This window comes from Streptomyces sp. NBC_00872 (genome assembly GCF_045161915.1).
GTDB lineage: Bacteria > Actinomycetota > Actinomycetes > Streptomycetales > Streptomycetaceae > Streptomyces.
Map to the genome: position 1 here is coordinate 211235 of NZ_CP108806.1, position 23338 is coordinate 234572.

Annotated in this window: 19 protein-coding genes and 2 pseudogenes; 9 read left to right on the forward strand and 12 right to left on the reverse strand. The window is 70.2% G+C overall.

Translation table 11 applies throughout. The annotated features are described in order from the left end of the window. The first annotated feature begins 8 nt into the window (after window positions 1–8). The 4 genes from OG214_RS00970 to OG214_RS00985 all read left to right on the forward strand — a co-directional run bounded on the left by OG214_RS00970 (window position 9) and on the right by OG214_RS00985 (window position 4642). The gene (locus OG214_RS00970) at window positions 9–749 is read left to right on the forward strand and encodes a class I SAM-dependent methyltransferase (RefSeq protein WP_405983407.1); all 741 of its coding nucleotides are present in this window, start codon (window positions 9–11) and stop codon (window positions 747–749) included. After that, window positions 746–1837 carry a pyridoxal-phosphate dependent enzyme gene (locus tag OG214_RS00975; RefSeq protein WP_405983408.1) on the forward strand — a complete coding sequence of 364 codons (1092 nt, stop codon included), beginning with the start codon at window positions 746–748 and terminating at the stop codon, window positions 1835–1837. Before OG214_RS00970 ends, OG214_RS00975 begins: the two co-directional genes overlap by 4 nt. Beyond that, window positions 1834–3171: an ATP-grasp domain-containing protein gene (locus OG214_RS00980; protein ID WP_405983409.1), complete on the forward strand. Its 1338-nt coding sequence runs from the start codon at window positions 1834–1836 to the stop codon at window positions 3169–3171. Before OG214_RS00975 ends, OG214_RS00980 begins: the two co-directional genes overlap by 4 nt. 85 nt (window positions 3172–3256) lie before the next feature. After that, a complete protein-coding gene (locus tag OG214_RS00985; RefSeq protein WP_405987401.1) occupies window positions 3257–4642 on the forward strand; it encodes an MFS transporter in 1386 nt (461 codons plus the stop codon). Between the two features lie 15 nt (window positions 4643–4657). Here OG214_RS00985 and OG214_RS00990 read toward each other — a convergent pair. The 7 genes and pseudogenes from OG214_RS00990 to OG214_RS01020 form a co-directional block, all read right to left on the reverse strand. Beyond that, a pseudogene (locus OG214_RS00990) lies at window positions 4658–5543 on the reverse strand (IS982 family transposase). A 145-nt stretch (window positions 5544–5688) separates the two neighbouring features. Then, window positions 5689–6045: a hypothetical protein gene (locus OG214_RS00995; protein ID WP_383042456.1), complete on the reverse strand. Its 357-nt coding sequence runs from the start codon at window positions 6043–6045 to the stop codon at window positions 5689–5691. Between the two features lie 2 nt (window positions 6046–6047). Then, a complete protein-coding gene (locus tag OG214_RS01000) occupies window positions 6048–6308 on the reverse strand; it encodes a hypothetical protein (RefSeq protein WP_405983410.1) in 261 nt (86 codons plus the stop codon). A gap of 144 nt (window positions 6309–6452) precedes the next feature. Beyond that, complete coding sequence (locus OG214_RS01005) at window positions 6453–6995, reverse strand: SUKH-4 family immunity protein (protein ID WP_363083538.1); 543 nt, start codon at window positions 6993–6995, stop codon at window positions 6453–6455. 87 nt (window positions 6996–7082) lie between these two features. Next, window positions 7083–8543, reverse strand: a complete 1461-nt coding sequence (locus OG214_RS01010; protein ID WP_405983411.1) for a hypothetical protein — start codon at window positions 8541–8543, stop codon at window positions 7083–7085. A 3-nt stretch (window positions 8544–8546) separates the two neighbouring features. Then, on the reverse strand, window positions 8547–8873 hold the full coding sequence (locus OG214_RS01015; protein WP_405983412.1) for a helix-turn-helix domain-containing protein: 327 nt from the start codon (window positions 8871–8873) through the stop codon (window positions 8547–8549). Then, window positions 8873–9886: a tyrosine-type recombinase/integrase gene (locus tag OG214_RS01020; protein ID WP_405983413.1), complete on the reverse strand. Its 1014-nt coding sequence runs from the start codon at window positions 9884–9886 to the stop codon at window positions 8873–8875. Before OG214_RS01020 ends, OG214_RS01015 begins: the two co-directional genes overlap by 1 nt. A 44-nt stretch (window positions 9887–9930) precedes the next feature. Here OG214_RS01020 and OG214_RS01025 point away from each other — a divergent pair. The 3 genes and pseudogenes from OG214_RS01025 to OG214_RS01035 all read left to right on the forward strand — a co-directional run bounded on the left by OG214_RS01025 (window position 9931) and on the right by OG214_RS01035 (window position 13218). Further along, window positions 9931–11162, forward strand: a protein-coding gene (locus OG214_RS01025; RefSeq protein ID WP_363082323.1) for an IS3 family transposase whose coding sequence is annotated in 2 segments (ribosomal slippage) — window positions 9931–10252 and window positions 10252–11162 — 1233 coding nt in all. Because the reading frame shifts where the segments join, the coding sequence is not laid out codon by codon here. Between the two features lie 38 nt (window positions 11163–11200). Beyond that, window positions 11201–11755, forward strand: a pseudogene (locus OG214_RS01030) (IS701 family transposase); the annotation flags it as partial. Window positions 11756–12129: 374 nt separating this feature from the next. Further along, the gene (locus OG214_RS01035; RefSeq protein WP_405983414.1) at window positions 12130–13218 is read left to right on the forward strand and encodes an IS630 family transposase; all 1089 of its coding nucleotides are present in this window, start codon (window positions 12130–12132) and stop codon (window positions 13216–13218) included. On the opposite strand, the gene OG214_RS01040 is transcribed toward OG214_RS01035, so the two are convergent. Beyond that, the gene (locus tag OG214_RS01040) at window positions 13215–13823 is read right to left on the reverse strand and encodes a sigma-70 family RNA polymerase sigma factor (RefSeq protein ID WP_363086097.1); all 609 of its coding nucleotides are present in this window, start codon (window positions 13821–13823) and stop codon (window positions 13215–13217) included. The genes OG214_RS01035 and OG214_RS01040 overlap by 4 nt on opposite strands. A 282-nt stretch (window positions 13824–14105) precedes the next feature. Further along, window positions 14106–14777, reverse strand: a complete 672-nt coding sequence (locus OG214_RS01045; RefSeq protein WP_405983415.1) for a hypothetical protein — start codon at window positions 14775–14777, stop codon at window positions 14106–14108. A 189-nt stretch (window positions 14778–14966) separates the two neighbouring features. Here OG214_RS01045 and OG214_RS01050 point away from each other — a divergent pair, with 189 nt between their 5' ends. Further along, window positions 14967–16004, forward strand: coding sequence for a ferric reductase-like transmembrane domain-containing protein (locus tag OG214_RS01050; protein WP_405983416.1), 1038 nt, complete (start codon window positions 14967–14969; stop codon window positions 16002–16004). A 149-nt stretch (window positions 16005–16153) separates the two neighbouring features. After that, a complete protein-coding gene (locus tag OG214_RS01055; protein WP_405987402.1) occupies window positions 16154–17620 on the forward strand; it encodes a CAP domain-containing protein in 1467 nt (488 codons plus the stop codon). A 91-nt stretch (window positions 17621–17711) separates the two neighbouring features. On the opposite strand, the gene OG214_RS01060 is transcribed toward OG214_RS01055, so the two are convergent. The 3 genes from OG214_RS01060 to OG214_RS01070 all read right to left on the reverse strand — a co-directional run bounded on the left by OG214_RS01060 (window position 17712) and on the right by OG214_RS01070 (window position 23321). Further along, entirely contained in the window at window positions 17712–18968 is a 1257-nt protein-coding gene (locus OG214_RS01060) for a glycosyltransferase 87 family protein (RefSeq protein ID WP_405983417.1), read from the reverse strand. After that, window positions 18965–20392 carry a polyprenol phosphomannose-dependent alpha 1,6 mannosyltransferase MptB gene (gene mptB, locus OG214_RS01065; RefSeq protein ID WP_405983418.1) on the reverse strand — a complete coding sequence of 476 codons (1428 nt, stop codon included), beginning with the start codon at window positions 20390–20392 and terminating at the stop codon, window positions 18965–18967. The genes OG214_RS01060 and mptB overlap by 4 nt, the downstream gene beginning before the upstream one ends. A gap of 214 nt (window positions 20393–20606) precedes the next feature. Then, on the reverse strand, window positions 20607–23321 hold the full coding sequence (locus tag OG214_RS01070; RefSeq protein WP_405983419.1) for a ThuA domain-containing protein: 2715 nt from the start codon (window positions 23319–23321) through the stop codon (window positions 20607–20609). Between the last annotated feature and the right edge of the window lie 17 nt (window positions 23322–23338).

The window sequence follows — 23338 nt, forward strand, 5'->3', positions numbered from 1 at the left end:
CAGCACGGTTGAACTGGTACGAGGACGACTCCCTCTGGTCCGACTTCGCGCCCACGATGTTCTCGGCCGCCCGGGGCGAGGAGGTCGCGGGCATCGTGGCGGGTTCACCGCTGCTGGACTTCCCGCCCGGCTCCCAGGTGCTGGACCTCTGCTGCGGCCCCGGGCTCTTCCTGGTGCCGCTGGCCCGGCGCGGATACACCGTCACCGGTGTCGATCTCAGCGAGGTCATGCTCGGGCGGGCGCGGACGGCGTGTGCGACGGCCGGTGCGGATGTGCGGCTGATCAGGGCCGACATGCTGGAGTACACCGAGCCAGGCTCCTTCGACGCCGTGCTCAACGTCTTCACGTCCTTCGGCTACTTCGATGATCCGGACGCCAATCTGCGTGTGCTGCGCAACGCCCACGAATCCCTCGTGCCCGGCGGCCGGCTGCTGGTGGATGTGATGGGCAAGGAGGTCCTGGCCGGCTGGATCGGACGGCCGCAGGCGGTCGACCTCCCCGACGGTTCGTATGTCGTCCAGCGCGACACCGTGCTCGACAGCTGGCGCCGGCTGCGGACCGACTGGACGCTGGTGCGCGGCTCGACCGCGCGTACGGCGTCGCTCACCTCCTTCCTCTACAGCGCCGCCGAGCTGCACGATCTCTTCGTGGCGGCCGGGTTCACGGATGTCGAGTGCTTCGGGGGCTTCGACGGCTCCGGCTATGACCAGCGCTCTCGCCGGCTGATCGTACGGGGGACACGGAAATGACGGCACGCACACCGATACACGAGCACATCACCGACGCGATGAAGGCCCCCGATCTGATCCGGCTCGGCGGCGATGTCGTCCTGGCCCGCTTCGAGACGATGAAGGTGTACGCGGCGCTGGGAGCGGTCCGTACGCTGCTGCGGCGCGGCCGTATCGTCCCCGGGCAGACCCTGGTCGACAGTTCGAGCGGTATCTACGCGCTGGCGCTCGCCATGGCCTGCCACCGGTACGGGCTGCGCTGCCACATCGTGGCGTCGACGACCGTCGACGCGGTGATGCGGGCCCAGTTGGAGGTCCTGGGCGCGACGGTCGACCAGATGCCCCCGTCGGAGAGTCTCCGGCTGGACCAGGAGCGCCGGGTACGGCGTGTCCGTGAACTCCTCGCACGCAGACCGGACTTCCACTGGATGCGGCAGTACCACGACGCCGTGCACTACGCGGGGTACCGGGAGTTCGCGGCACTGGTCGCCGAGGCCCTGCCCGACGGCCCGCTGACGGTGGTCGGCGCCGTCGGCACCGGCGCGTCGACGGGCGGTCTGGTACGGGCCCTGCGCGGCTCGGGCCGTGCGGTGCGGCTGGTGGGGATCCAGCCGTTCGGGAGTGTCACCTTCGGCAGCGAGCGGTTCAGTGATCCCGAGGCGATCATCGCGGGGATCGGGAGTTCCATCCCCTTCGAGAACGTCCGGCACGAGCTGTACGACACGCTCCACTGGGTGGACTTCCGCCATGCCATGGCCGGCGCGGTCGGTCTGCTGCGGGAACACGCCGTGTTCGCCGGGCTGTCCACGGGAGCCGCGCATCTCGTCGCGGGCTGGGAGGCGGACCGCGATCCGGGACGGCAGCATCTCGTCATCGGCGCGGACACCGGACACCGGTACGCGGAGCGGGTGTTCGCTAGGCACGCCGAGGCACTGGACATACGCGCCCTGCGGCCACGGCGGATCCACACCCTGGACGAACTCCGGCCGCCCTGGTCGGTGATGGAGTGGGAGCGCCGCTCCCACAAGGAACTCGTCGTGGCCGACGTCGGATCGGAGAGCGGATCCGACATCCGGCCGCTGCCGCTGTCGCAGGGGGAGCCGTCATGACGATCGCGGCGCTGGAATCACTGTCCTTCGGACTGGCCCGGATGGCCGCCGCCGCGGCCGACGCGGGACACGGGCTGACACTGCTGACCGGCGACCGGAGCGTGTACCGCTATGAGCTGGACACGCTCCCGGACACACTGCCGGACGGCGCGCTCACCGTGGTCGATGTCGACACCTTCGACCGGACGGCGACCCGGCGCGCGCTGGCGGCCCTGCCCGGACTGGCCGGTCTCATCAACACCACGGACACCTGGAGCGTTCCGGCCGCCGATCTGGCGGCCGAGTTCGGACTGCCGGGCCCCGATCCGGGCGCGGTACGGGGGCTGCGCGACAAGGCGCGGGTACGGGGGCTGCTGCACCGCGCCGGACTGAGCAAGGGCCCCGCCGTACTGGTACCGCTGGACACGGGCACCGGCACGGACACGGACACCGGCGCCGGCACCGGTACCGGCGCAGACACGGCCGCCGGTCCTGGCCGCACCGGGGAATCCGCCCAGGGCACGGACCCCGCCGCCGAGGTGCTCCGTACGATCGGGCTGCCCGCCGTCCTCAAGGACTCCGCGGGCACCTCGTCCCGCGATGTCTGGGTGGTCAGGGACGAGGAGTCGCTGCGCGCCGCGCTCGCCGAGGCCGGCCGGCGCTCCCTCACCGGGGAACTGTTCGCGGAGCCCTTCCTCGCCGGACCGCTCTACAGCGCGGAGACCCTGAGCTGGGCCGGGGATACCCGGCTGCTGGGGGTGCTCAGCCGGCAGACCTCACGGGAACCCGCCGTACGGGAGGAGGCCGCCGCCTTCCCCGTCGCGCTGCCCCGCGGCGAGTCGGCCGGGATCGAGGAGTGGGTGGGCCGGGTGCTGCACACGGCGGGGCACCACAGCGGTTTCGCCCATGTGGAGTTCATCCTCACCGCCGAGGGTCCCGAACTCGTCGAGATCAACCGGAGGATCGGCGGGGCCCTGGTCGGTGAGGCGCTGTGCCGGTCCCTGCGGACGAATGTGTACGACGCCATGATCGACACCGCGCTCGGGCGCCGTCCCCGGCTGATGGACTCGGCGCTCGAACACACCGGACCCGCCAGCGGATTCGTCCTGGTCTACCCGGAGCGGACCGGCGAACTGGCGGGCTGGCGCGGGCTCGACGGACTCCGGTCCTATCCGGGCGCGGTGCGCTGGTACCCGGTGCGGGCGCCCGGTGACACGATCGGCACGGTGGCCGATCAGCGCGGCTGCACCGGGATGGTCCTGGCGGAGGCGGCCACCGCGGAGCTGGCACTGCACCGGGCGGCGAGCGCCGCGTCGGGTGTACGTCCCGTCCTCGTGGGCGACGGTGGGCGGTGAGCGCGGGAGCGGGAACGGGAACGGGAACGGGAACGGCGGCAGCGAGGGCGGCGGACGGGACCGTACGCGGCGGCGCGGCCCCGGTGTGCGGGGCGGCGGCCCGGGAGGACGGCGGACGGCCGGACCGCCGGCCGGACTGCCGACCGGACCGCAGTCGTTTCTGCTGGCCTGCTCGTTCCTGATCACCCTGGGAAGCTTCGCCGTACTGCCGTACATGTCGGTGCTGCTGCACCAGCGGCTGGGGCTCGGTCTCGGTACGGTCGGTGCGGTGCTCGCCGTCGCCTCGCTGGTGCAGTTCTCCGGAGGAGTGGCGGGGGCGGCGCTGGCGCGGCGGATCGGGCTGCGGGCCACGATGCTGGTGGCGCTGGGGGTGCGCACCGCGGGGTTCGCGGCGTTCGTGCCGGGGCTCGGCAGTCCGGCGCTCGCCGTCGGCGCGCTGTTCCTGGTCTCGTGCGGCGCGGCGCTCTATCTGCCCGCGAACAAGGCGTATCTGGTGGAGGGCGCGAAGGAGTCGGAGCGGCCCCGGCTGCTGTCGGCGAGCGGTTCGGCGTTCAACGCGGGGATCGCGCTCGGCCCGCCGGCCGCCGCGCCGTTCGTCCTGACGTCACCGGGCGCGCTGTTCGGCGCGGTGACGCTGCTGTTCGCCGTGGTCGGCCTCGGACACGCGCTGCTGCCGTCGGCGCCGCGACCGCCCGCACCGCGACCGTCGTCGCCCGCCACACTCCTCGCGACGCCTCCGGACACGACCGGGTCACCCCGTCCCGGCCGCGACGCGCTGCCCTTCACGGTCACCGTCCTGAGCGTGTACGTCTTCATGTTCTTCCAGCACTATCTGGCGCTCTACGCAGTCCCCCGCACCTCGGCCTCGTTCTACGGCGCCGTGCTGATGGGGTACGCGTGTCTGCTCGTCGTCGCGCAGCCCCTGCTGTCGGAGTGGATCGCCGGGCTGGCCTACGGCACCGCGATACGGGTGGGCTTCGGCGCGATGGCGGCGGGAACGGCGGTCATCGCGGCCGGGGGCCGGCCGGGCATCGGCGCGGGCGCGGCGCTGATCTGTCTGGGCGAGATCGTTCTCTTCCTGAAGAACGATCTGGAGGCACTGGCGCGGTCGTCCGCGGAGCCGGCCACGGTCTTCGGCCGCCAGCGACTGGCCGCCGGAATCGGCGCGTTCGCCAGCGGGGTGGCAGGCGGTCAGCTCTACGAGGTCGCCGAGGGCGCGGGAATGGTCCCCGGTTTCTGGCTCGTGGTGTCGCTCCAGTGCCTGATCCTGCCGGTTCTGCCGGCCCTGATGACCCGTGAGCGCCGCCGGGCCCCCTCACACGGGACCCCGGCGACGTCCACGGAGACGTCCGGGGAGACGTCCGGGGAGACGTCCGGAGACGTCCGGAGACGTCCGGAGACGTCCGGAGACGTCCGGAGACGTCCGGAGACGTCCGGAGACGTCCGGAGACGTCCGGAGACGTCTAGATGAATGAGTCCGATGTTCTCAGTGGTCGTAGGCGATGAGTGATCGTTTGGTCTTGGTGCCGGTGGTCGAGTTGTGCCAGATGGCTGTGGCGAGGGCGAGGAGGCGTTGGCCGGTGCGGGCGAAGACTCCGGACGTGGTTCTGCCGCTGTGCTGTTCCAGGCTGAGCTGGCCTTTGAGGGTGTCGAAGACGGCTTCGATCCACTGGCGGGCCCCGGGCGAGGCGGCCGTGCCGGGTGGGCTCGTCCTTCCGGTCGGGCCGCACCAGATGGACGCCGAGGCGTTCGGTGAGGAACGTCTCGAACTCCCGCCCGGCGAAACCCTTGTCCGCGAGGATCACCTGGCCTGCGCGGACGAGGTGGTGGTCGCGTTCCAGCAGCGCGGTCATCACCTGCCGTTCCCCGAGTTTCGGGTTGGCCAGGCACCAGGACACCGGCATGCCTTCGGCGGTGGTCAGCAGGTAGAGCCGGAATCCCCAGAAGAAGCGGGAATGGGAGCGGCAGTAGCCGTAGCCGGCGTGCCCGGCCAGTTCGGAGCGTTTGACGGTCTCGCGGGAGGCCGCGCAGGGCAGTGGGGTGGAGTCGATCAGCCGCAGGTCGTCGTGCCAGGTCGGGACCTGCCGGGCCAGGGCCTCGATCACGTGGCTGATCAGCGGGCCGGCGGCGTTGAGGCGCTTGTTGTAGGCCGACTGCTGGGGCAGGTAGCGGAAGAGGTGTCCCAGACGGGCGTGCGCGAAGCGGATCCAGTGCCGGGCCGAGGGGAAGCCCAGCAGGACCTGGGCGACTGCCAGGCACAGCAGTTCGGCGTCCGTCAGTTTCGGTGGTCGCCCGATCCGGCGACGAGGGGCCACATGGTCGTCGATGAACACGTACAGTGCCGCCAGAAGGGCGTCCAGGCTGGTCTTCACACCCAAGCCAACGGGCGCCCTTCGCCATGGTCGCGGCCAGCACAGACATCGGACTCATTCATCTAGCGTAGGCAGAGGGGTAACAGCCGTGCGCCCGGCGCGAACACTCCAGGAAAGGAGCGGTCCGCACCGGGTGCGCCGGATGCTACGAGGTGGCCTCGGAGTTCATGTGAGTGATCCGCGCACCAGGAATGTCCAGGGCCTGAACAATCCGGTCGGCGGCCTCCGGGGAGAAAAGCCCCTGGGTCACGCTGAGGACGAATCCGGCCACGGGCGGATGGTGCACCTGCCGGAGCAGGATGAACGCCTCTCCCTCCGTCGGGGAGAAGGCGAAGCAGAACCACTCCGCGAAGTCGTCCTCGGTGATCTCCGGCGCGCCCCAGCGCTCCTCAAGTGCCGCAGGCTCGACGCCGACTTGGACGAGCCATCTGATGTCGCGCGGGCTGACATCCTTCTCGGGGATCCGCCTCAGACTTGTCGGGTTCAACTCCCGCAGATCCATGCCTACCTCGCCTCTGTGATGATGATCGGAATGGATGCCCATTCGTCACCGTCCTTGACGAAGGAGTTGACGCCGGCCTCCTTCCCAGCCTCCCACGCACCCTGTCCAGGCAGGCTGCGATCATAGGGCTTGGGCTTCACAGTGGTGTAGAACTCCACGCTTCCCGGCTTGGCATCCTTCGGGATCGATCCACGCCACGCCTGAGCAGTGGCGTTGCCTCCCTGCCTCGCGGCTCTGCCCCACAGCTCGCCTGACTCGACCATGGAACGAGAGACTGCAGCCGACTGAGTGTTCGGGTTCGGCCTTGGGACTGGTGGGCTCGCATGTTGCGGTGTCGCGTATTCGCGAGCATCTCGACGCACTGAGCACGGTGAGTGATTGCTTGGGATTGTGGCGGCCGCGTGCAACTACCAGAGCCAGCGGTCGAGGAACTCGGCCCAGATGAAACCGTTGTAGCCGTCGAAGGCAGGTGGATCGATCTTCTTGATTTCGTCAGCGAGCAGGCTGAGCTCGGCCAGGGCTTCGTCCTCGCGGTCATCCGGGTCGCTGAGGATCTCGGATTCGCTGACGTGCAGGCCGTAGTGGTGCAGGGTTCGCAGCCACAGGTCGATGGAGGAGTTGGCGAACCATGCCTCGCCTTGCGGAAGGACGTAGTGGACCGTGCCTGTCCCAGGTTCGACGCCGAACGACCATTCCAGGCCAGGCACGAGGTCGCCATGGCGGTTCTGGGTGAGGCGGTAGAGCGACCTGCCGTCTGACGTCTGGAGTACTGGAGCTGCTTCCACCTGGAACGATATGTACTCGATCAACTGATCAACGATGGGGATCCCGACATTAACCAGTAGTGCCTTCTGATCCTCGGGGATCTGCCAGCCCGACACGACTACCGAGTCTGCCCTTGTGACGTTCCCGGCGCCGGCCCAGGCGGCGAGCTCGTCAAACGTTGTCATGTGAGAGTCCTTCCGGGGCTGGCTGCCATGCGGACCCTATCGGGCAAGGCTGACAGACACGCGGCCCCATCGGGGACGACACACTCCTCAGTGGTCGCCGGGGGCGTATCGGCTCCAGGTTCCTCCGGCTTCGGTGACCAGGCGGGTGGTGGTCTTGTTGTGATAGCCGAGTGCCTTCGCGATGACGGGGGCCGGGGCCTGGAGGACGAGCTGTCGGATCGCGGAGGTCCTGCCGCGCTGTGGCGGGACGCCGATCTCACGCAGATGGACTTGGAGGCTGACTGGGTTCATTGGCTGTCCGGGCTGGCGGCCGGGGAAGAGCCACTGTGAACTTCTGCTGCTGGCGTAGGGCAGGTGCTGGCGGGACTGGATGTAGGCCCGCATCAGGTCGGCGACGGGCTCCGGCAGCGGGGACGGCGGGTCTCCCAACTGGACGGTGACGGTGGTCTCGTCGTCGGTGACGTCGTCGATGGTGAGGCGAACGATGCGGCTGACGGGTTGCGCATAGAGGAGAACGAGCGCGGCGGCGACCCGGGCACGAAGGGGCAAGGAGTCGTCGTTGAGGACCCGGCGGAGCATCGCGAGCCGGCGGTGCTGGTGCAGCGGTTCCGGGTCCTGGGTGATGACGGCGGGCGGCAGCGTGAGGCGGGGCATCCGGCCGGTCTTCATGCACCACCGCAGGAATGACTGGGACGGCCGGCGGGTGGCCAGGCTCTCGGTGTGCCAGGCGTCGATGTCCGCCTGCTGGCACTGCCCGACGGCGCGGCCTCGGCTGGCGAGCCAAGCGAGGAAGGCACCGGCCTGGGTGACTTCCTGTTTGGTGTGGTTGGTCTGGGAGCGTCCCAGCGGCGCCTTCTCCGCCTTTGCCCGCAGACGCCGCATCTGGTGCCAGGTGACGAAGTGCCGGAGAAGCTGGCGGTGTTCGGAGTCCTCGATGCCGGCGAGTCGTTCGGTCAGCCAACGCTGATAGAGCATGAGCTGTCGGTCGACGGGCGGCAGGACGCCGCTGTCCATCATCAGGTCACGCAAGTGAGCGACGGTTCGCCAGGGTGTTTCCTGGTGCAGCTCGTCGTGGGTGAGCGGGATGGTGCCGGTGGCCAGGCCCCGGAGGAGGCGGACGACGTTGGGGTTGCGGAGCCAGATGGGTCGGCTCTTGGGCCGGTCCATCTTCAGCAGGGTGGTGACCAGTGGTTGCAGCGGACGCGCGACGTGTCCGGTGCCGTCGTCGAGGAGGCGGGCGAGGGTGTCGACGAGAGTGCAGCGTTCGCAGAGACGCCCGCCGAGTAGGAGCCCTTCGAAGCCGCAACGGTCGCAGAAGAAGTCGCGAGTGATGCCGGCGCAGTCGCGACAGATCGAATTGCCGACGGTGTCCAGACCGGGTAGTAGCCGGTCGGTTCGGCATTTGGGGCAGGAGCCGCGGACGCGCATCGCACGGTCGTAGCAGGTCCGGCAAATTGGGCCGTCCGACCATTCCGCTGACTTCGCCGCCCGACGGCCGCAGCGTGCGCAGTTCCGGACATGCCAACGCTCGTACTCATCCGGCGTCATCGCTCAGCCTTCGGGAGTCAGCCGAACCCGCGTGGGTCGTCGGGCAGCGAGGTTGATCGGTGCCTCTTCGCCGGCGGCGCGACGGGCTGGGAAGTTCTGGGCCGAGGTGGCGATCAGATCGGCGGGTGTGCAGTCGAGGATGTCGCAGAGGGTGGCCAGCACCGGCAGGGACAGCCGTTCCGGGGCGCCGGAGACCAGACGGTGGACCTGGGAGGAGGACAGTGTGATGCCGCGTTCGGTCAGGTGCGGCATGAGCTCGCCGACGGTGAACATGCCACGGGCGGCCATCAGCTCGCGCAGGCGCCATCGGTAGCTGATCTGCCGTGGCATCAGGAGGTCCTTCCCGGCCGCAGAGCGGCCTCGATGGTGGCGTCCAGGACGCGACGCAGGGAGCGGGTACGGAAGTCGGAGGAGACGCAGGTGTAGATCGCCGTGGTGGAAGCGTGGTGGTGGCCGACCTGCTGTTGGACGAACAGCGGGTCGTGGCCGTCCTCAATCAGGTGGGTGATGTAGGACCTGCGCAGCGAGTGGAACTCCAGTGTGGGGTCCAGGCCGGCGGCGTCCCGGTAGGAGGCGAAGCGGGAGTCCAGCCGCTGGACCCCGATCCGCGGGCCTCGCTCGGATGGCCAGAGGGCTCTGCTGATCGAATGCCGCATCCCGGGCCGGATTTCGCTGATCCACTCCTCGATCGTGCCGGGTGTCCAGTGCCAGACGGTCAGCACGCTGCGACGCTTGGGCGGTGAACCCTTCTTGGCCTTGCCGTAGCGGACCAGCAGGGTGCCGTACTCACCGAACTCCCGGCCCTCCGGATTGCGGCCGAAGTCGGTGAGATCCAGCATCCGGGTCTCGTTGCGTCGCAGACCGTATGCGTACGCAACCTTGAACAAGGCGGCATCGCGGAAGGCCGGCAGCCAGCCCTTGCGGCCCTTGCCGCGAACGCGCACCACCTCCTCGTCGGCGTAGTCGAAGAACGCCTCCAGCTCGGGCCGGGTGAAGGCCCGTCGTTCCGGCTCGCCTTCGGCCTCGTCGGCGTGCGTTGCAGCGTTCCAGTCGTAGACCACCTGGACCGGGTGGGTGCCGAAGTGCCGCAGGCACTCGTCTGCCCAGCCGTAGGCCGGGTTGGTCAGGAAGTCGCAGAACTGGCGCACGGCGCCTTGGTAGTTGCGCAGGGTGGAGCGGACGCAGCCGTGCACGGCCCGCAGATCGGCCGACCACTCGTCGACGTGTTGCGGCCTCCACTGCCACGGCATCGCATCGGCGTGCCGGGTGAAGGCCCGGACCGTGCGTTCCTGGTCACTGACGTATCCCATCGACAGGGGGACCTGTCCCCGAGTGGTGGACACCTCTGATCCCGGCCCCGCCAGGGGCTGGGTAGGAGGCATCTTTTATGGTGATGAAGGTCTACTCGTCCGAGTTCAAGGCGGACGCGGTCGCGCTGTACCTGTCGGATCCGAGTCATACCTTCGAGGGCATCGGCAAGGATCTGGGGATCAGCCGGGAGACGCTGCGCAACTGGGTGCGGGCCGAGCGGGCCCGCCGCGGCGAGAGCGGCACGAGCAACGGCAACACGAAGGACATCCCGGTGGGCGAGGCCACGAAACAGCAGATGGAGGCCGAGATCGCGGCCCTGCGCGCGGAGCTGAAACAGGTGCGCAAGGAGAACCAGAAGCTCGCGGTCGAGCGGGACATCCTGCGCAAGGCGACGAAGTTTTTCGCCGCCGAGATGAACTGGTGAACCGCTGCCGTTTCATCGAGGACCACCACCGCGCCTGGGGCGTGCAGCGGTTGTGCCACGTGCTGGAAGTGGCCCGTTCCAGCTTCTACAAGTGGCGGGCCGGCCGTCAGGCGCGGGCCGCCCGCGAGCAGGACGATGCCGTACTGGCTGAGCGGATCCGGGCCGTGCACGCCGAGTGGGACGGCACCTGGGGCCGCCCCCGCATCACCGCCGAACTGCGCGAGGCCGGCATCCAGGTCAACCACAAACGCATCGGGCGGGTGATGCGCGAGCACGGCATCGCCGGCCTGCGGCTGCGCAGACGCCAGGTCACCACGCTGCCCGCGCCGTCCACCGCTGCCCTGCCGGACCTGGTGCGGCGCGACTTCACCGCCACCACGCCGAACACCAAGTACGTCGGCGACATCACCTATCTGCCGGTGGGCGACGGCGAGTTTCTGTATCTGGCCACCGTGATCGACTGCTTCTCGCGCCGCCTGGTGGGCTGGTCCATCGCCGACCACATGCGCACCTCGCTGGTCAGCGACGCCCTCCGAGCCGCCGCAGCCACCCGCGGTTCTCTGGCCGGAGCGGTCTTTCACAGTGATCACGGGGCGCAGTACAAGTCCCGTGAGTTCGCGTCCGTCTGCGCTCAGTTGGGGGTGACCCAGTCGATGGGCGCGGTGGGCACATCGGCGGACAATGCCCTCGCCGAGTCGTTCAACGCGGCCCTCAAACGCGAGACGCTCAGGGGCGCCCGCCGCTTCGACGGCGTCCGCGGCTGCCGCCTGTCTGTCTTTCGGTGGATCGCCCGCTACAACACCCGCCGCCGGCACTCGGCGAACGGACAGCGAGCCCCGATCGACTACGAGCAGCAGTCAGCAACCCTGACACTTGTCGCATAACAATACGAATGGTGTCCACCCGCAAGGGCCAAGGCCCCTGGCGCTCCGAGCTGGAACAAGCGGACGTCTTCCACGTCATGGCCACCACCCGCCACGACACGGTCGTGACCCGCTGGGCGACCGACCACCCGGTGAGCGATCTCTTCCCCGGCCTGCCCCGGCAGAAGTGGAAACGCCGCTCGTGCGGTGCGGGCGCCCACGGGCCCCGCGTCTACGACTGGGCACGCGTCGAAGTCCGCCCCTGGCACCGGCCCGACCGCCGACACTGGGTGATCGCCCGCCGCAGCGTCGCCCGCCCCGAAGAGCTCTCCTACTACATCGCCTACTGCCCCGCCGACACCACTCTGGACGAGCTGATCCGCATCGCCGGCAGCCGCTGGGCGATCGAGGAATGCTTCCAGACCGCGAAGCAGGAGTGCGGCCTGGACGACTACCAGGTTCGCCGTTACCCCGGCTGGCACCGCCACATCACCCTGGCCATGGCCGTCCACGCCTGCCTCACCGTCCTGCGGGCCCGCGAACTGGACACCTGGAAAGCAGAAACGGATCCTCCCCGCTCATCCACCTCAGCCTCGCCGAGATCAGACGCCTGATCCACCGCCTCACCAACCGACGGCCCACACCCGTCGAGCACATCCCGCACTGGTCGACATGGCGCCGAAGACGACAACACCAAGCCCGCACCAGCCACTACAAACAACGAGGACACACCCCACCACCGACTGACCACCCGTCACGGTAAGCACCGTTGCAGTACTAGGCCCTGTCCGGTCGATCTTCGTGGGCCCGGAACGCCTGGCACGGCACCTCGCCGCGTTGTCGGAGTCACCCGAGTACATCCAGTACACGGGCGACCCTCCGCCTTGCGATCCACCGCACCAGACGCCCCGGGCCGATCCACGAAGACCGACCGGACAGGACCTAGTGTCCTGAGTCGGAAGTTTGTGGTCGGTTGTAGGGTGGGGTGATGCCCGGTCCGAAGCCGTTGTTGCTGGAGTTGTCCGATCACGAACGCAGGGTGCTGCGGGGCTGGTTGCGCAAGCAGACGGCCTCTCAGGCACTGGTGTTGCGGTCGAGGATCGTGCTGGCGTGTGCGGAGGGTCGGCCGAACGCGCAGGTCGTGCAGGATCTGGGGATCTCGCGGGAGACCGTACGCAAGTGGCGGGCCCGGTTCTGCGCGGATCGGCTGGAGAGTCTGGTGGACCGGCCGCGTTCGGGGACGCCACGGAAGATCACGGACGAACAGGTCGAAGCCCTGGTCGCCAGGACGCTCGACCAGACACCGCCGGCGGGCGATTCGCACTGGTCGACGCGAACGATGGCCCAGGCAGCGGGGATGTCGCAGTCGGCCGTCTCGCGGATCTGGCGGGCATTCGGCCTCAAGCCGCACATCGTGGAGACCTGGAAGCTGTCGACCGACCCGCAGTTCGTGACCAAGGTCCGCGACGTGGTGGGCATCTACCTCGCGCCGCCCGAGAATGCCCTGGTCCTGGCAGTAGACGAGAAGTCGCAGATACAGGCCCTGGACCGAACCCAGCCCGTACTGCCGATGACCCCGACCACGCCCGCGAAGATGACCCATGACTACGTCCGGCACGGTACGACCAGCCTGTTCGCCGCCCTGGACATCACCTCCGGCGCGGTCATCGCCCAGCACTACCGCCGCCACCGCCACCAGGAGTTCCTCCGCTTCCTGAAAGTCATCGACACCGCTGTCCCCAAGGACCTCGAACTCCACCTGGTCCTGGACAACTACGCCACCCACAAGACCGAGCCGGTCAAGAAGTGGCTGCTGCGACACCCCCGCTTCCACCTGCACTTCACCCCCACATCGGCATCCTGGCTCAACCTCGTCGAACGCTGGTTCGCCGAGCTGACCTGCCGAAAACTCCGCCGCTCAGCCCACCACAACGTCGTCGAACTCGAACGGGACATCCGCAGCTGGATCAACGAGTGGAACAAGAACCCCAAGCCGTTCGTCTGGACGAAGACCGCCGACGACATCCTCGAAACCCTCGCCGCATACTGCACACGAATTAACGACTCAGGACACTAGGAGACGCGGTTGCGGGAGGACCGCGCGGGCTGCCAGACCGAGGTGAGGTCACGTCTGGCGCGTGCCACCCGGGAGCGGACCGTACCGACCGGACAGCCCGCGGCGCTGGCGGCCTCCGCGTAGGAGAGACCCAGTAACTGCGTCAGTACGAAGGCCTCCCTCCGCGACGGGTCCATCGCGTCCAGGGCGTCGAACACCGCGACGGTCTCGTCGAAGCCGGGCAGGTGGCGCGGCTGCGCGCGTTCGGCCGCCGTCTGCCAGTCCAGGGTGTCGGCGACCCGGGGCCGGGCGGCGGCGCTGCGGTAGCGGTCGATGACCACGCACCGCGCGATCGACAGCAGCCAGGTGCGCGCGCACGAGCGGCCCGCGAACTTCGCCAGACTGGTCAGGGCCCGCAGATAGGTCTCCTGGGCCAGATCGTCGGCGCCCGGGACATCGGCGCTGAGATGCGCGACGAACCGCCGTACGTCGTCGTAGGTCGCGCGCACGAAGCACTCGGCCGCCTCGCGGTCGCCGCCCCCGGCGGCCAGCGCCCAGGCGGTGATCTCCCCGTCGCGGTGGGCGGATCTGACGGTGCGTGGATGAGTCGTTGGGGCAGGGAACATCACACTCGGTCCTTCGCGTCCTCGCGGCGCCGCACCGCGCCGGGCAAGGCAGGGCAGGGCGCGGCGCCATCGGTGGCCGGCTTCCGCGGTGGGGCGGCGGTTCACCGGCATGCCTGTGAACAGGCACGCGTGCGTGCCTGGGAAACCCTCGGCCGCGACGGAAGGGCGGCCGGCGGCCCGGTTGTGGGTCGCCCGAACACCGGGCACACCGGGAACGACCGGAACGCCCGGGGCAGCGGAGCAGGAGCGGCGGGGCCCGGAACGAGCGGCGGCGGCGAAGGGTCAGTCGAAGGACGGGCGGTAGGGCGGACCCCGGCGGGAGATGCCGTACAGCACCACGAGCCGGCGCGGACGGCGGTGGGACCGGTGGAGCGCCACGGTCCGGGTAGGCGGCAGCAGAGGTCCGGCGCCGGACAGCACCCGCCAGGCCCGAAGCAGCGGAGCGCCGACGAACAGCGCGAGCGAGCGGCCCAGTTGGAGGACGGCCGCTTCCCCGCGCCACAGCCACCAGCCGCAGAGCAGCCCGGCCACCAGGTGGGCCAGGGCCATACCGGACGTCAGGGAGTGACCGTCGTAGGCGAGGACGAGGGCGAGCAGATCCGTCGGCCCCTCGGCCGTTCCGGCATGGGCGTGCGCCGCCATTCCCGAACGGCCCACCCCCGGCATCTCCATGGCCCGCGCGGTACCGGCGCCCGGCAGAAGGACATGGGTCCAGCTGAACAGGGCGTGCAGGGTGACCTGTCCCGCCGCGCTCGCGCCCACGATCGCGGGGGCGCCGCGCTCACGCCCCGCCAGCCACCAGCCCGCGCCCCCCATGGCCACCAGCGCGGCGGCGAGGGCGGGCCAAGGCAGCGGGGTGGCGGACCGGAGCGCGTGGCCGAGTCCGGACACAGCTACGCACACGGCCGCGAACACCACGGCACGTGTGAGTCGGAGTGCGGGCCCGGCTCTCATGGGCGTCATCGTGTCACCCGTGGCAGAGCCTCGGAAAAGGGCTGCTGATCCGGAAACGTCGATGGTTCGGCCGCTATAGGAGGACACCCAGATGATGTGATCCATGTCACATGAACTCACCGGGAACTTTCCGCGGCCGGGGCCCGACTGCTCCGGTAACCCGCCGAAGCCGTCGAGAAAGCCGCCCAGATGAAGCCGTCCCCCACGCCCGCCGTCCCCGAGCCGACCGGCCCGCCCGTCGCGGACACGACCGGCACAGACACCACCGGTACAGACACCACCGACACCGGCACGACCACCACGACCACCACGGACCGGTCACAGCCCAGAGTCACCCTGAGATCGGATCTCAGAGCGTCGATACCGGACGGTCTGATCGCCCTGGTGGTGACCGCCGCTGTCTTCGCCCTCCTCTACGCCCGTATCAAGGCGAAGACCTCGTCGACCGTGTCCGTCATGCCCTTCATGGCCGACGCGGGCGGCTTCTGGATGTACTTCCTCAGCCAGGCCTTCGGCTGGGCGGCGCTGCTCTGGGCGTGGACCACCGTCGTACTGGGCCTCCTGCTCTCCGGACCCCGGCCGGGCAGGCTGCCGCTGTCGGCACAGCGCCTGGAACGGCTGCACCGTACGACCAGTCTCAACACCATCGCGCTCATCCTCGCCCACGCGCTGCTGTTCGCCGCCGAGTTGGTACGGCACGACACCACGCGCTGGTACTCCCGGCTCTCCACCGCCTTCGTCGAGTCGTTCGTACCGGGCGGCTACGACTCGGGCACGGGCCAGATCGCCATGCCCGTCGGCCAGGCCGCCCTCTATCTGGCCGTCCCGCTCGGTCTGCTCTTCTACGTCCGCCACCGCATCGGCCCCAAGACCTGGCGTGTCCTGCACCGGTTCGTGATCGTCGTCTATGTCCTGAGCGTCTGGCACACCCTGCTGTACGGCACGAACGTCTGGTACGACGGCTGGTTCCGCACCACGGTCTGGCTGCTCCAACTGCCCATCGCCGCACTGCTGCTGGCGCGCCTGCTGCGTCCCGCGCGCCGCTCGGAGCGGCTGTCGCGCCCCGGCGCCCACTCCGGTTCGCGCACGGGCTGGGGGCTGCGCCTCGGCGGGCGCCTCGCCGCCGCCGGGGCCGTCATCGCCCTTCTCGCCGTCATCGTCAGCGGAAACGACGGCGGGCGTACCGTCCCGCCGGACGACACCTCGTCCAGCCACAATCACGACTGAGGAACGGGCGGCCCGGCCGGTAGGACCGGGCGGTCCGGCCGACGGAACGGGACCCCGCCGCGGAACCGTGACCGCCCTCCTCGACGTTCTCCCGGCAGCGCCGCGTGACGCCGGCGCTCCTGCGGAACGGATCGGAACGGGCGGTGCCGATGATCGAGCTGGTCCCCGGAGGGAATCTGCCCCTGCCGGACACGGCGCTGACGATCGAGGTGCCCGGTCCCTTCGACCTCTCCGTACTCATCACCGACGACAGCGGGAAGGTGGGCGGCGACAGTGACTTCGTCTTCTACAACCAGCCGTCGGCACCGGGCGCACGGCTGTACGACGGCGGGGTCGGTGTGGACCCGCGGCGGCTGCGGGCGGGCGCGACCCGGGTCACGGTGGTCATCAGCCCGGCCGGCCCCGGCACCGCGCTGGGACGGCTGCCGGTGCCGACACTGACCGTGAGCGGCAGCGGCGGCCGGGGCGTGCTCGCCCGGTTCACTCCCGCGCGCCCGGCGCACGAGACGGTGCTGCTGCTGGCGGAGATCTACCGGCGCGGCGCCGGGTGGAAGCTGCGCGCGCTCGGGCAGGGGTACGCGGACGGGCTGGCCGGCATCGCCCGCGACTTCGGCGTGGAGGTCACCGAGGAGGCCACCGGACCCATGGGGCACACCGGACCCGCGAGCCCACCACCACCGCCGGCCGTCCACGCGAGCGGTGGGCCGACGGGATACGGGAACGGCGGGTACGGCAACAGCACACACGGAAACAGCGGATACGGGAACGGCGGGTACGGGAACGGCGGGTACGGGAACGGCGCGGCGGTGGGGCGCGGCACCTCCGCCGAACCGGCCGGGGCGACGGAGTTCATGGGGCTCGTCCGGGCCGAACGGCAGAGGGCGGGTGTCCCCGCCGTCGCCCTGGACAGCAGGCTCTCGGCCGCGGCCCAGGCCCACGCGACGGCGATGGCGGGACAGCGGCGGCTCGGCGCGGAGAGCGCCGACGGGGTCTCCGTCTTCCAGCGGATCACCGCGGGCGGCTACCGCTATCTCCGTATCGACCAGCATCTCGTCTCCGGGCCCCGTACGCCCCGCGCGTTCGTGGAGTACTGCCTCGGCGGTGAGGCGACCCGCGGGCCGCTGTTCGACCCGGCGCTGACCGACACGGGACTCGGCCGCGCCGCCGACGCCCGCTCGGGCGAGGTCTACTGGACGGCTCTGTGGGCCCGCCCCTTCACCTCCGACGGACTGATACGGACCGCCGCCGAGGTCCTCGCCCTCACCAACGCGGAGCGGACGGCGGCCGGACTGCGGCCCCTGGCCGACGATCCGCGGCTGGCCGCGGCGGCGCAGGCCTACAGCGCCGACATGGCGGCGCGCGCCTTCTACTCGCACACCTCGCCCGAGGGGCTCGAACCCTGGGACCGCGCCGCCGCCGCGGGCGCCGCGCACCGGGGCATCGGCGAGAACATCGCCTGCGGCCAGCGCGGCCCGCGCGAGGTGGTCCGGGGATGGATGAACAGTCCGGGCCACCGGGCCAATATCCTCAAGCGGGATTTCACCCATCTCGGTATCGGCTTCGCGGGTGGCGGCCCCGCCGGTACGTACTGGACCCAGCTCTTCGGTCAGCTCTGACCGACGCCCGGACACCGACTCGATCATCAGGGGGAGCCGCGACGGGCGAGCCGGCACCGGAGGCGCTGCGGCGGCGACGCCACGCCGCTGCTCATCGAATGGCGCCCGCCCCGCCCGTGAGTCCGCCGGTGACCTCTCCCCCGGTCTTCTCACCTGCCACCGCGGTCGCCTCGGGCAGCGGCCCGCTCCGCGGCGCCAGAGGTACGAACAGCAGGCCGAGGGTGATCCACACATAGGTGTTCGCGCCGAGGAAGGCGTCGAGACCGGTCGAGTTCCAGCGCCAGAGCCAGACCACGCTGCTGCACAGGATCACATACAGCGCTGCGCACACCGCCAACAGCGCCCGGCGTTCCCGGCGTTCGCCGCGCAGGGCGGTGTCCGTCAGTACGACGAGGGCGGGAATCACCCAGACGAGATGGTGGACCCAGGTCACGGGGCTGACCAGACAGGCGGCCAGCGCGGTCAGTGCGAACCCGGTCCGGTCGTCCCCGTCACGGACGGCCGCGCGGGCCCGGTACGCCCAGAGCGCGAGGACGGCGAGAACGCACACCAGCCATACCGCGCGGCTGGGGTGATCCGGCTGGAGGCGGGCCAGTACGCCCTGGAGCGACTGGTTGGAAACATAGCTGAGCGAGCCGACACGGTCGGTGTTCCACAGGGCGTCGGTCCAGAAGGTACGGCTGGCCCCGGGGGCGATCAGAGCGGCGAGCAGGGTGGCGGCGCACGCCGTGCCCGCCGCCACGCCCGCCTGCCGCCGGCGCCCGGTGATCAGCAGATAGAGGATGAAGAGCGCGGGCGTGAGCTTGATCGCCGAGGCGAGACCGATACCGATGCCGGCGTACCGGCCGCGTCCGGTCGCCAGCAGCCGGGCGTCGGTGAAGACCAGCGCGACGAGAAGCAGATTCACCTGGCCGAAGCTGAAGGTGTCACGGACCGGTTCGAGCAGCGCGAACAGACAGCCGGCCACGGTGAAGGCGAACCACCTGTTCCGGCAGGTGCGCCGGATGACCGGGCCCACCAGCCAGTGCAGCAGCAGGGCCGACGCGGCGACGCTCAGCGCGACACTGACGCCCACGGCCACCGGCCAGGAGACCAGCGCCATCGGCAGCATGGAGACTGCGGCGAAGGGCGGGTAGGTGAAGCCGTAGTGGGTGCCGGGGCTGAGGTAGTCGTAGATCCGGCCGTCGCCGTGGATCCAGTCGTCGACCGTGCCGTAGTAGACGCCGACGTCGAAGAAGTCCCGGTGCAGGGGGACGGTCGCGAGGAAGACGGCGGTGGCCACGACCAGGCAGACCGCGGCGGTGATCCGCCCGGCGGGTCTCGCCAGGACGGGGTACGGGCGCCTCATGACACGGTCCGGGTCCGCGAGGGAACACCGCTCGGAGCCGACATCTCGAACATCCACCAGAGCGCGAGCAGCGCGAGCGCGCCCCCGCCCACGGCGAGCGTCAACTGCATGCCGTCCGGCGGATAGCCGCTGGGCAGCAGGCCGAGGGCGAGCACCCCGCTGCCGGCCGCGGCCCAGCGCCGTACCCGGCCGTCGGGCGCGGCGGCGGCGATCAGGAACAGGCCCCACAGCGCGTACCACGGCCGGAAGGCCGGGCCCAGCGCGAAGACCGCGAGCAGGCTCAGCGCCAGCGCGTACACCGGGCCCAGCCGCACCCGGCGCAGCCACAGGACCACCACGGCCACGGCGGTGGCCAAGAGGCCCAGCCACCGCCACGCCGGTACGGCCAGATCGGCGAACCCGCTGCCCACGGAGTCCAGCAGGGCGCCGCAGAGCCGGCCGAGTCCGCTGGTGAGCGACCAGTTGTCGGGCGAGACTGGGGTGCTCAGCGCGCCGAGCCAGCCATAGCCCGTGCCGGTCACGGCCGTGACGCCCACCGTGGTGGCGAGGGCGATGGCGCAGGTCAGCGCGGCGGCTCTGAGCGTACGGGCCCGTCCGGTGAAATGGCCGGACCAGAGCGCGGCGACCGCGAGCAGGCCGAGCGCCGCGGGCGCCTTGACCAGCGCGGCGAGCGATACGAGCAAGGCCGCTCTGGCGGGCCATCCGCCCAGCGCCGCCACGAGTCCGGCCCCGAGCAGTCCCAGCATGAGGGCGTCGTTGTGGGCGCCCGCGACAAGATGCAGCAGCACCAGGGGATTGAGCGCGCCGAGCCAGAGCGCGGCGGAGCGCTCCACCCCGCAGCGGTCGGCGAGCAGCGGCAGAAAGGCGATCATCAGCCCGACGCCGAGCAGCGCGACCAGCCGCATCCCGAGGATTCCGGCGGACATGTCGACATGGGCGAGATCGGCGGCCTTGGCCGCGGCGGCGAGGAACACGGGACCGTAAGGCGCCGGGGTGTGCTGCCAGACGGGCGGTACCTCGGTGGCGAGCGGCCCGCCCAACTGCGCGGGTCCGTAGGTGTAGACGTCGATCCGCGCGTCGACCATGGCGCCCTGTGCCAGATAGCTGTACACGTCCCGGCTGAACAGCGGCGGTCCGAGCAGCAGCGGCGCCGCCCAGGTGCCGAGGGTCGTCAGCAGCGCACGTGGTGTGGGCGGCCGGGGCCCGCGCACGGCGCGGCCCAGCCACCACCAGGCCGCGATCAGCAGGACGAGTCCGAAGTACGCGCAGAGCACGCCCAGCGCGGCGCGGCCGGAGGTGGGCAGAAGTTCCTCGCGTACCGGCAGCGCGCCGGCGGTCAGACCGCCCGCGGTGAGCGCGACGGAACCCGCGAGCCCCAGGGTCCGGCATCGGTTCGGGTCCACATCCGCGTTCAGGGCGAGCATCTGTGGAGGCTCCCAGGAGGTGGTGGCCGGAAGGCGACGCCCCCACCACGGGCCGGTGGCATACGCATATCCACCGCGTTAAGCCCGGACGGGTACGAGGCCGTGTACGGATCCGGATACGGGAACGGGAACGGACACGGGAACGGGAACGGGAACGGGCCCCGGGTTTCCCCGGGGCCCGTCCTCGCGTGTGGCCGTTGTGTCGTTCCTCGCGTCAGCGCACGCGCCGCGCGTCGAACTGGCCCGCCCAGTACTTCGTCCGGTCGAGATAGGCGGTCTCGGCGGCCGCACCGGTCTTGCCGTACGCGCCCGAGAATGTCTGGTAGCCGAAGCCACCGGGCGGTGCGGACGAGGCCGGTTCTATCGAGCTGCCTTCGTGCCACTCGTTGAACGAGGTGACGGAGACCCAGGTGGGCGATCCGCCGATGGCGGGGTCGAGCGCGTTGTTCCACTCCTTGTCGTACGTCGCGCCGTTGTCCCTGCCGAGGGTGGGCGTGGTGTTGCCGGGTACCGCGCGGTCGTCGATGTAGCCGGGGGCGACCGAGGGTGCCCAGATCAGTCCGTTCGCGCGCGCGTAGTCTCCGGCCTGCTTCCAGCCGGGGGCCGTGGCGCCCGCGATCCCGTCATAGGTGTAGAGCCCCGAGAAGTGCGCGATCTTGCTGGTGTCGGTGGTCTGCGCCAGGACGGTGTTGTTCTGCGTGACCTGGTCGAGGGCGGCCCAGTCGGTGGTCCTGAGGCTCTCGAAGATGTAGAAGGCCGCGCGGTTGTTGTGCTCGGCGTCACGGTAGAAGGCGGGGTGGCTGCCGTAGGTGGTGTTGATGTACTGGATGTCGGACACCACCGAGGCCGCGGTACGGCCCGAGTAGGGCTCGATGTGCCAGGCCACCTTGACGCCCTCGCGCGCGGCCGCGTCCAGGACACCCTTGGCGAGGGTGTCCTCGTAGCCGCCCTTGCCCCACCAGCTGTAGACGATGACTCCGGCACCCGACTGCTTGACCCACTTCATGTGCTGCGCGACGGCTCCGGTGTAGTCACCGGAGTCGTACGCCCCGAGCTTCGGGTAGAGATCGGCGCCAATGTCCTGCGGCGGCGTACGGCCGCCCTGCTGCCAGTGGCGGTAGCTGCCGTACTTGGCGGGGCTGCCGTACCACGGGTAGTAGAAGAGGTGGACATTCGCCGACGTGGCCTGTAACGCCGCCGGCCTCTCCAGCGTGAAGGTGTCGATGTCGAAGAGGGAGCCCGCCCCGCCGGTGAAGGTCAGGAAGACCGGTCCGGTCGGGGTGCCGCTCAGCGTGGTGGTGACGGTACGGAAGTTCTCCCAGCCGCCGGTGTTGGGTACGGCGACCGAGCCGAGCACCGCTCCGGTGGCCGATCCGGAGCGCACCTGGAGGGTGCCTCCCGAACCGCCCGAGGAGACCTTCGCGCTGAAGGTCGTGGCCCCCGTGAGCGAGGCCTGGGAGTAGCCGGCCCAGTCACCGTTCTCGATGTAGCCGAGCGTCCTGCCCCCGCTGGCGGAGCCGTGGTCGGCGGGCTGGACACCCGCGGAGGACGTGTAGGACTCGCCCTCGTAGGTCGACGTCGACGCGGGGGGAGGTGTGGTCCCCAGTTCCTTGATCCGGATGTTCCGGAAGGACACGTCGTCGCCGGTGCCGTGGTTCTGGATGCCGATGTAGCCCTGCTGGAGGGACCGTACCGGGTCGGTGTTGGTGAAGTCGTTGATCTTCACACCGTTGAGGAAGACCTGGAGCCGCTCCCCCTCCACCCGGATCTCGTAGGTGTTCCACGCCCCCGGCGGGTTGAGAGCACCGTCGCGCGCGGCGATGTCGGCCGACTTGAAGCCGTAGATGGAGCCGGTGGTCTTGTCGGCGGTGTCGGTGGCGTCGATCTGGATCTCGTACCCCTGGTTCACCGCCGAGTTGGGGTCGGTGGAGGAGGGGAAGCCCACGAACACACCGGAGTTGTCGTCCCCGGGCATCCGCCAGTCCAGCTTCAGCGAGTACGCGTTGTACTGCTTCGCCTGGTACCAGTACAGGCCCATGCCGCCCGTGGAGGTGAGGGTGGCGTCGGTGTTGGTGAAGTTGCCGGGGCCCGCCTGTGCCCAGCCGGTGGTCGAGCCGTTGTAGATCGGGGTGTAGCCCGTCTCCGCACGGCAGTCGGCCTTGGCGAAGCCCGCCGCGTAGCGGATTCCGCCGAGCAGCAAGGTACGGAAGGCGGGGTCGGCGTAGGACTCGGCGGTGTGGCCGAGCCCGGTGTAGAAGGACCGCCCGTTGCCCTGCGGGTGGCACCAGGTGATGGGGTGGTCACCGCTCATCTCGCCACCGCTGTAGGTGGACTCGTCCAGGCTCTGGAGCACCCGGACGTTCCCGCGGGGGTTGGCGCGGTAGTTGTACCACTCATCGGTGCGCGACCAGGTCTGGCCGAGATGCGAGGTGGCCGCGTGGGAGCGGTCCTCGGTCTTCAGCGTGGCCTGCTGGATCGCCGGGTGGCTCTTGAACCAGGCGCCGACGATCCCCTCGTACTGCGGCCAGCCGTACTCGGTGTCCGCCGCCGCGTGCACACCGACATAGCCGCCGCCGCCGTCGAGGTACGACTGGAGGGCCGACTGCTGGGTGTCGTTGAGCACATCGCCGGTGGTGCTGAGGAACACCACCGTCTTGAACTGGGCCAGATTGGCCGTGGTGAAGGCCGCGCTGTCCTCGGTGGCCGTGACGGTGAAGTTGTTGGCCGCACCGAGATCACGGATGGCCTGGGTACCGGCCGGGATGGAGTCGTGGCGGAAGCCCGCCGTCTTGGAGAAGACGAGCACCTTGTAGGCCGGGTCGGCCGCCTGGGCGATAGTGGCCGGTGTCAGGAACGCCCCCACGAGTGCGAGCGCGACGACAAAGGCCGAGGCAGCGGCCGACGGGAGTCGGCGAAGCTGACGGAGCATCACTTTCCCTTTCCCGT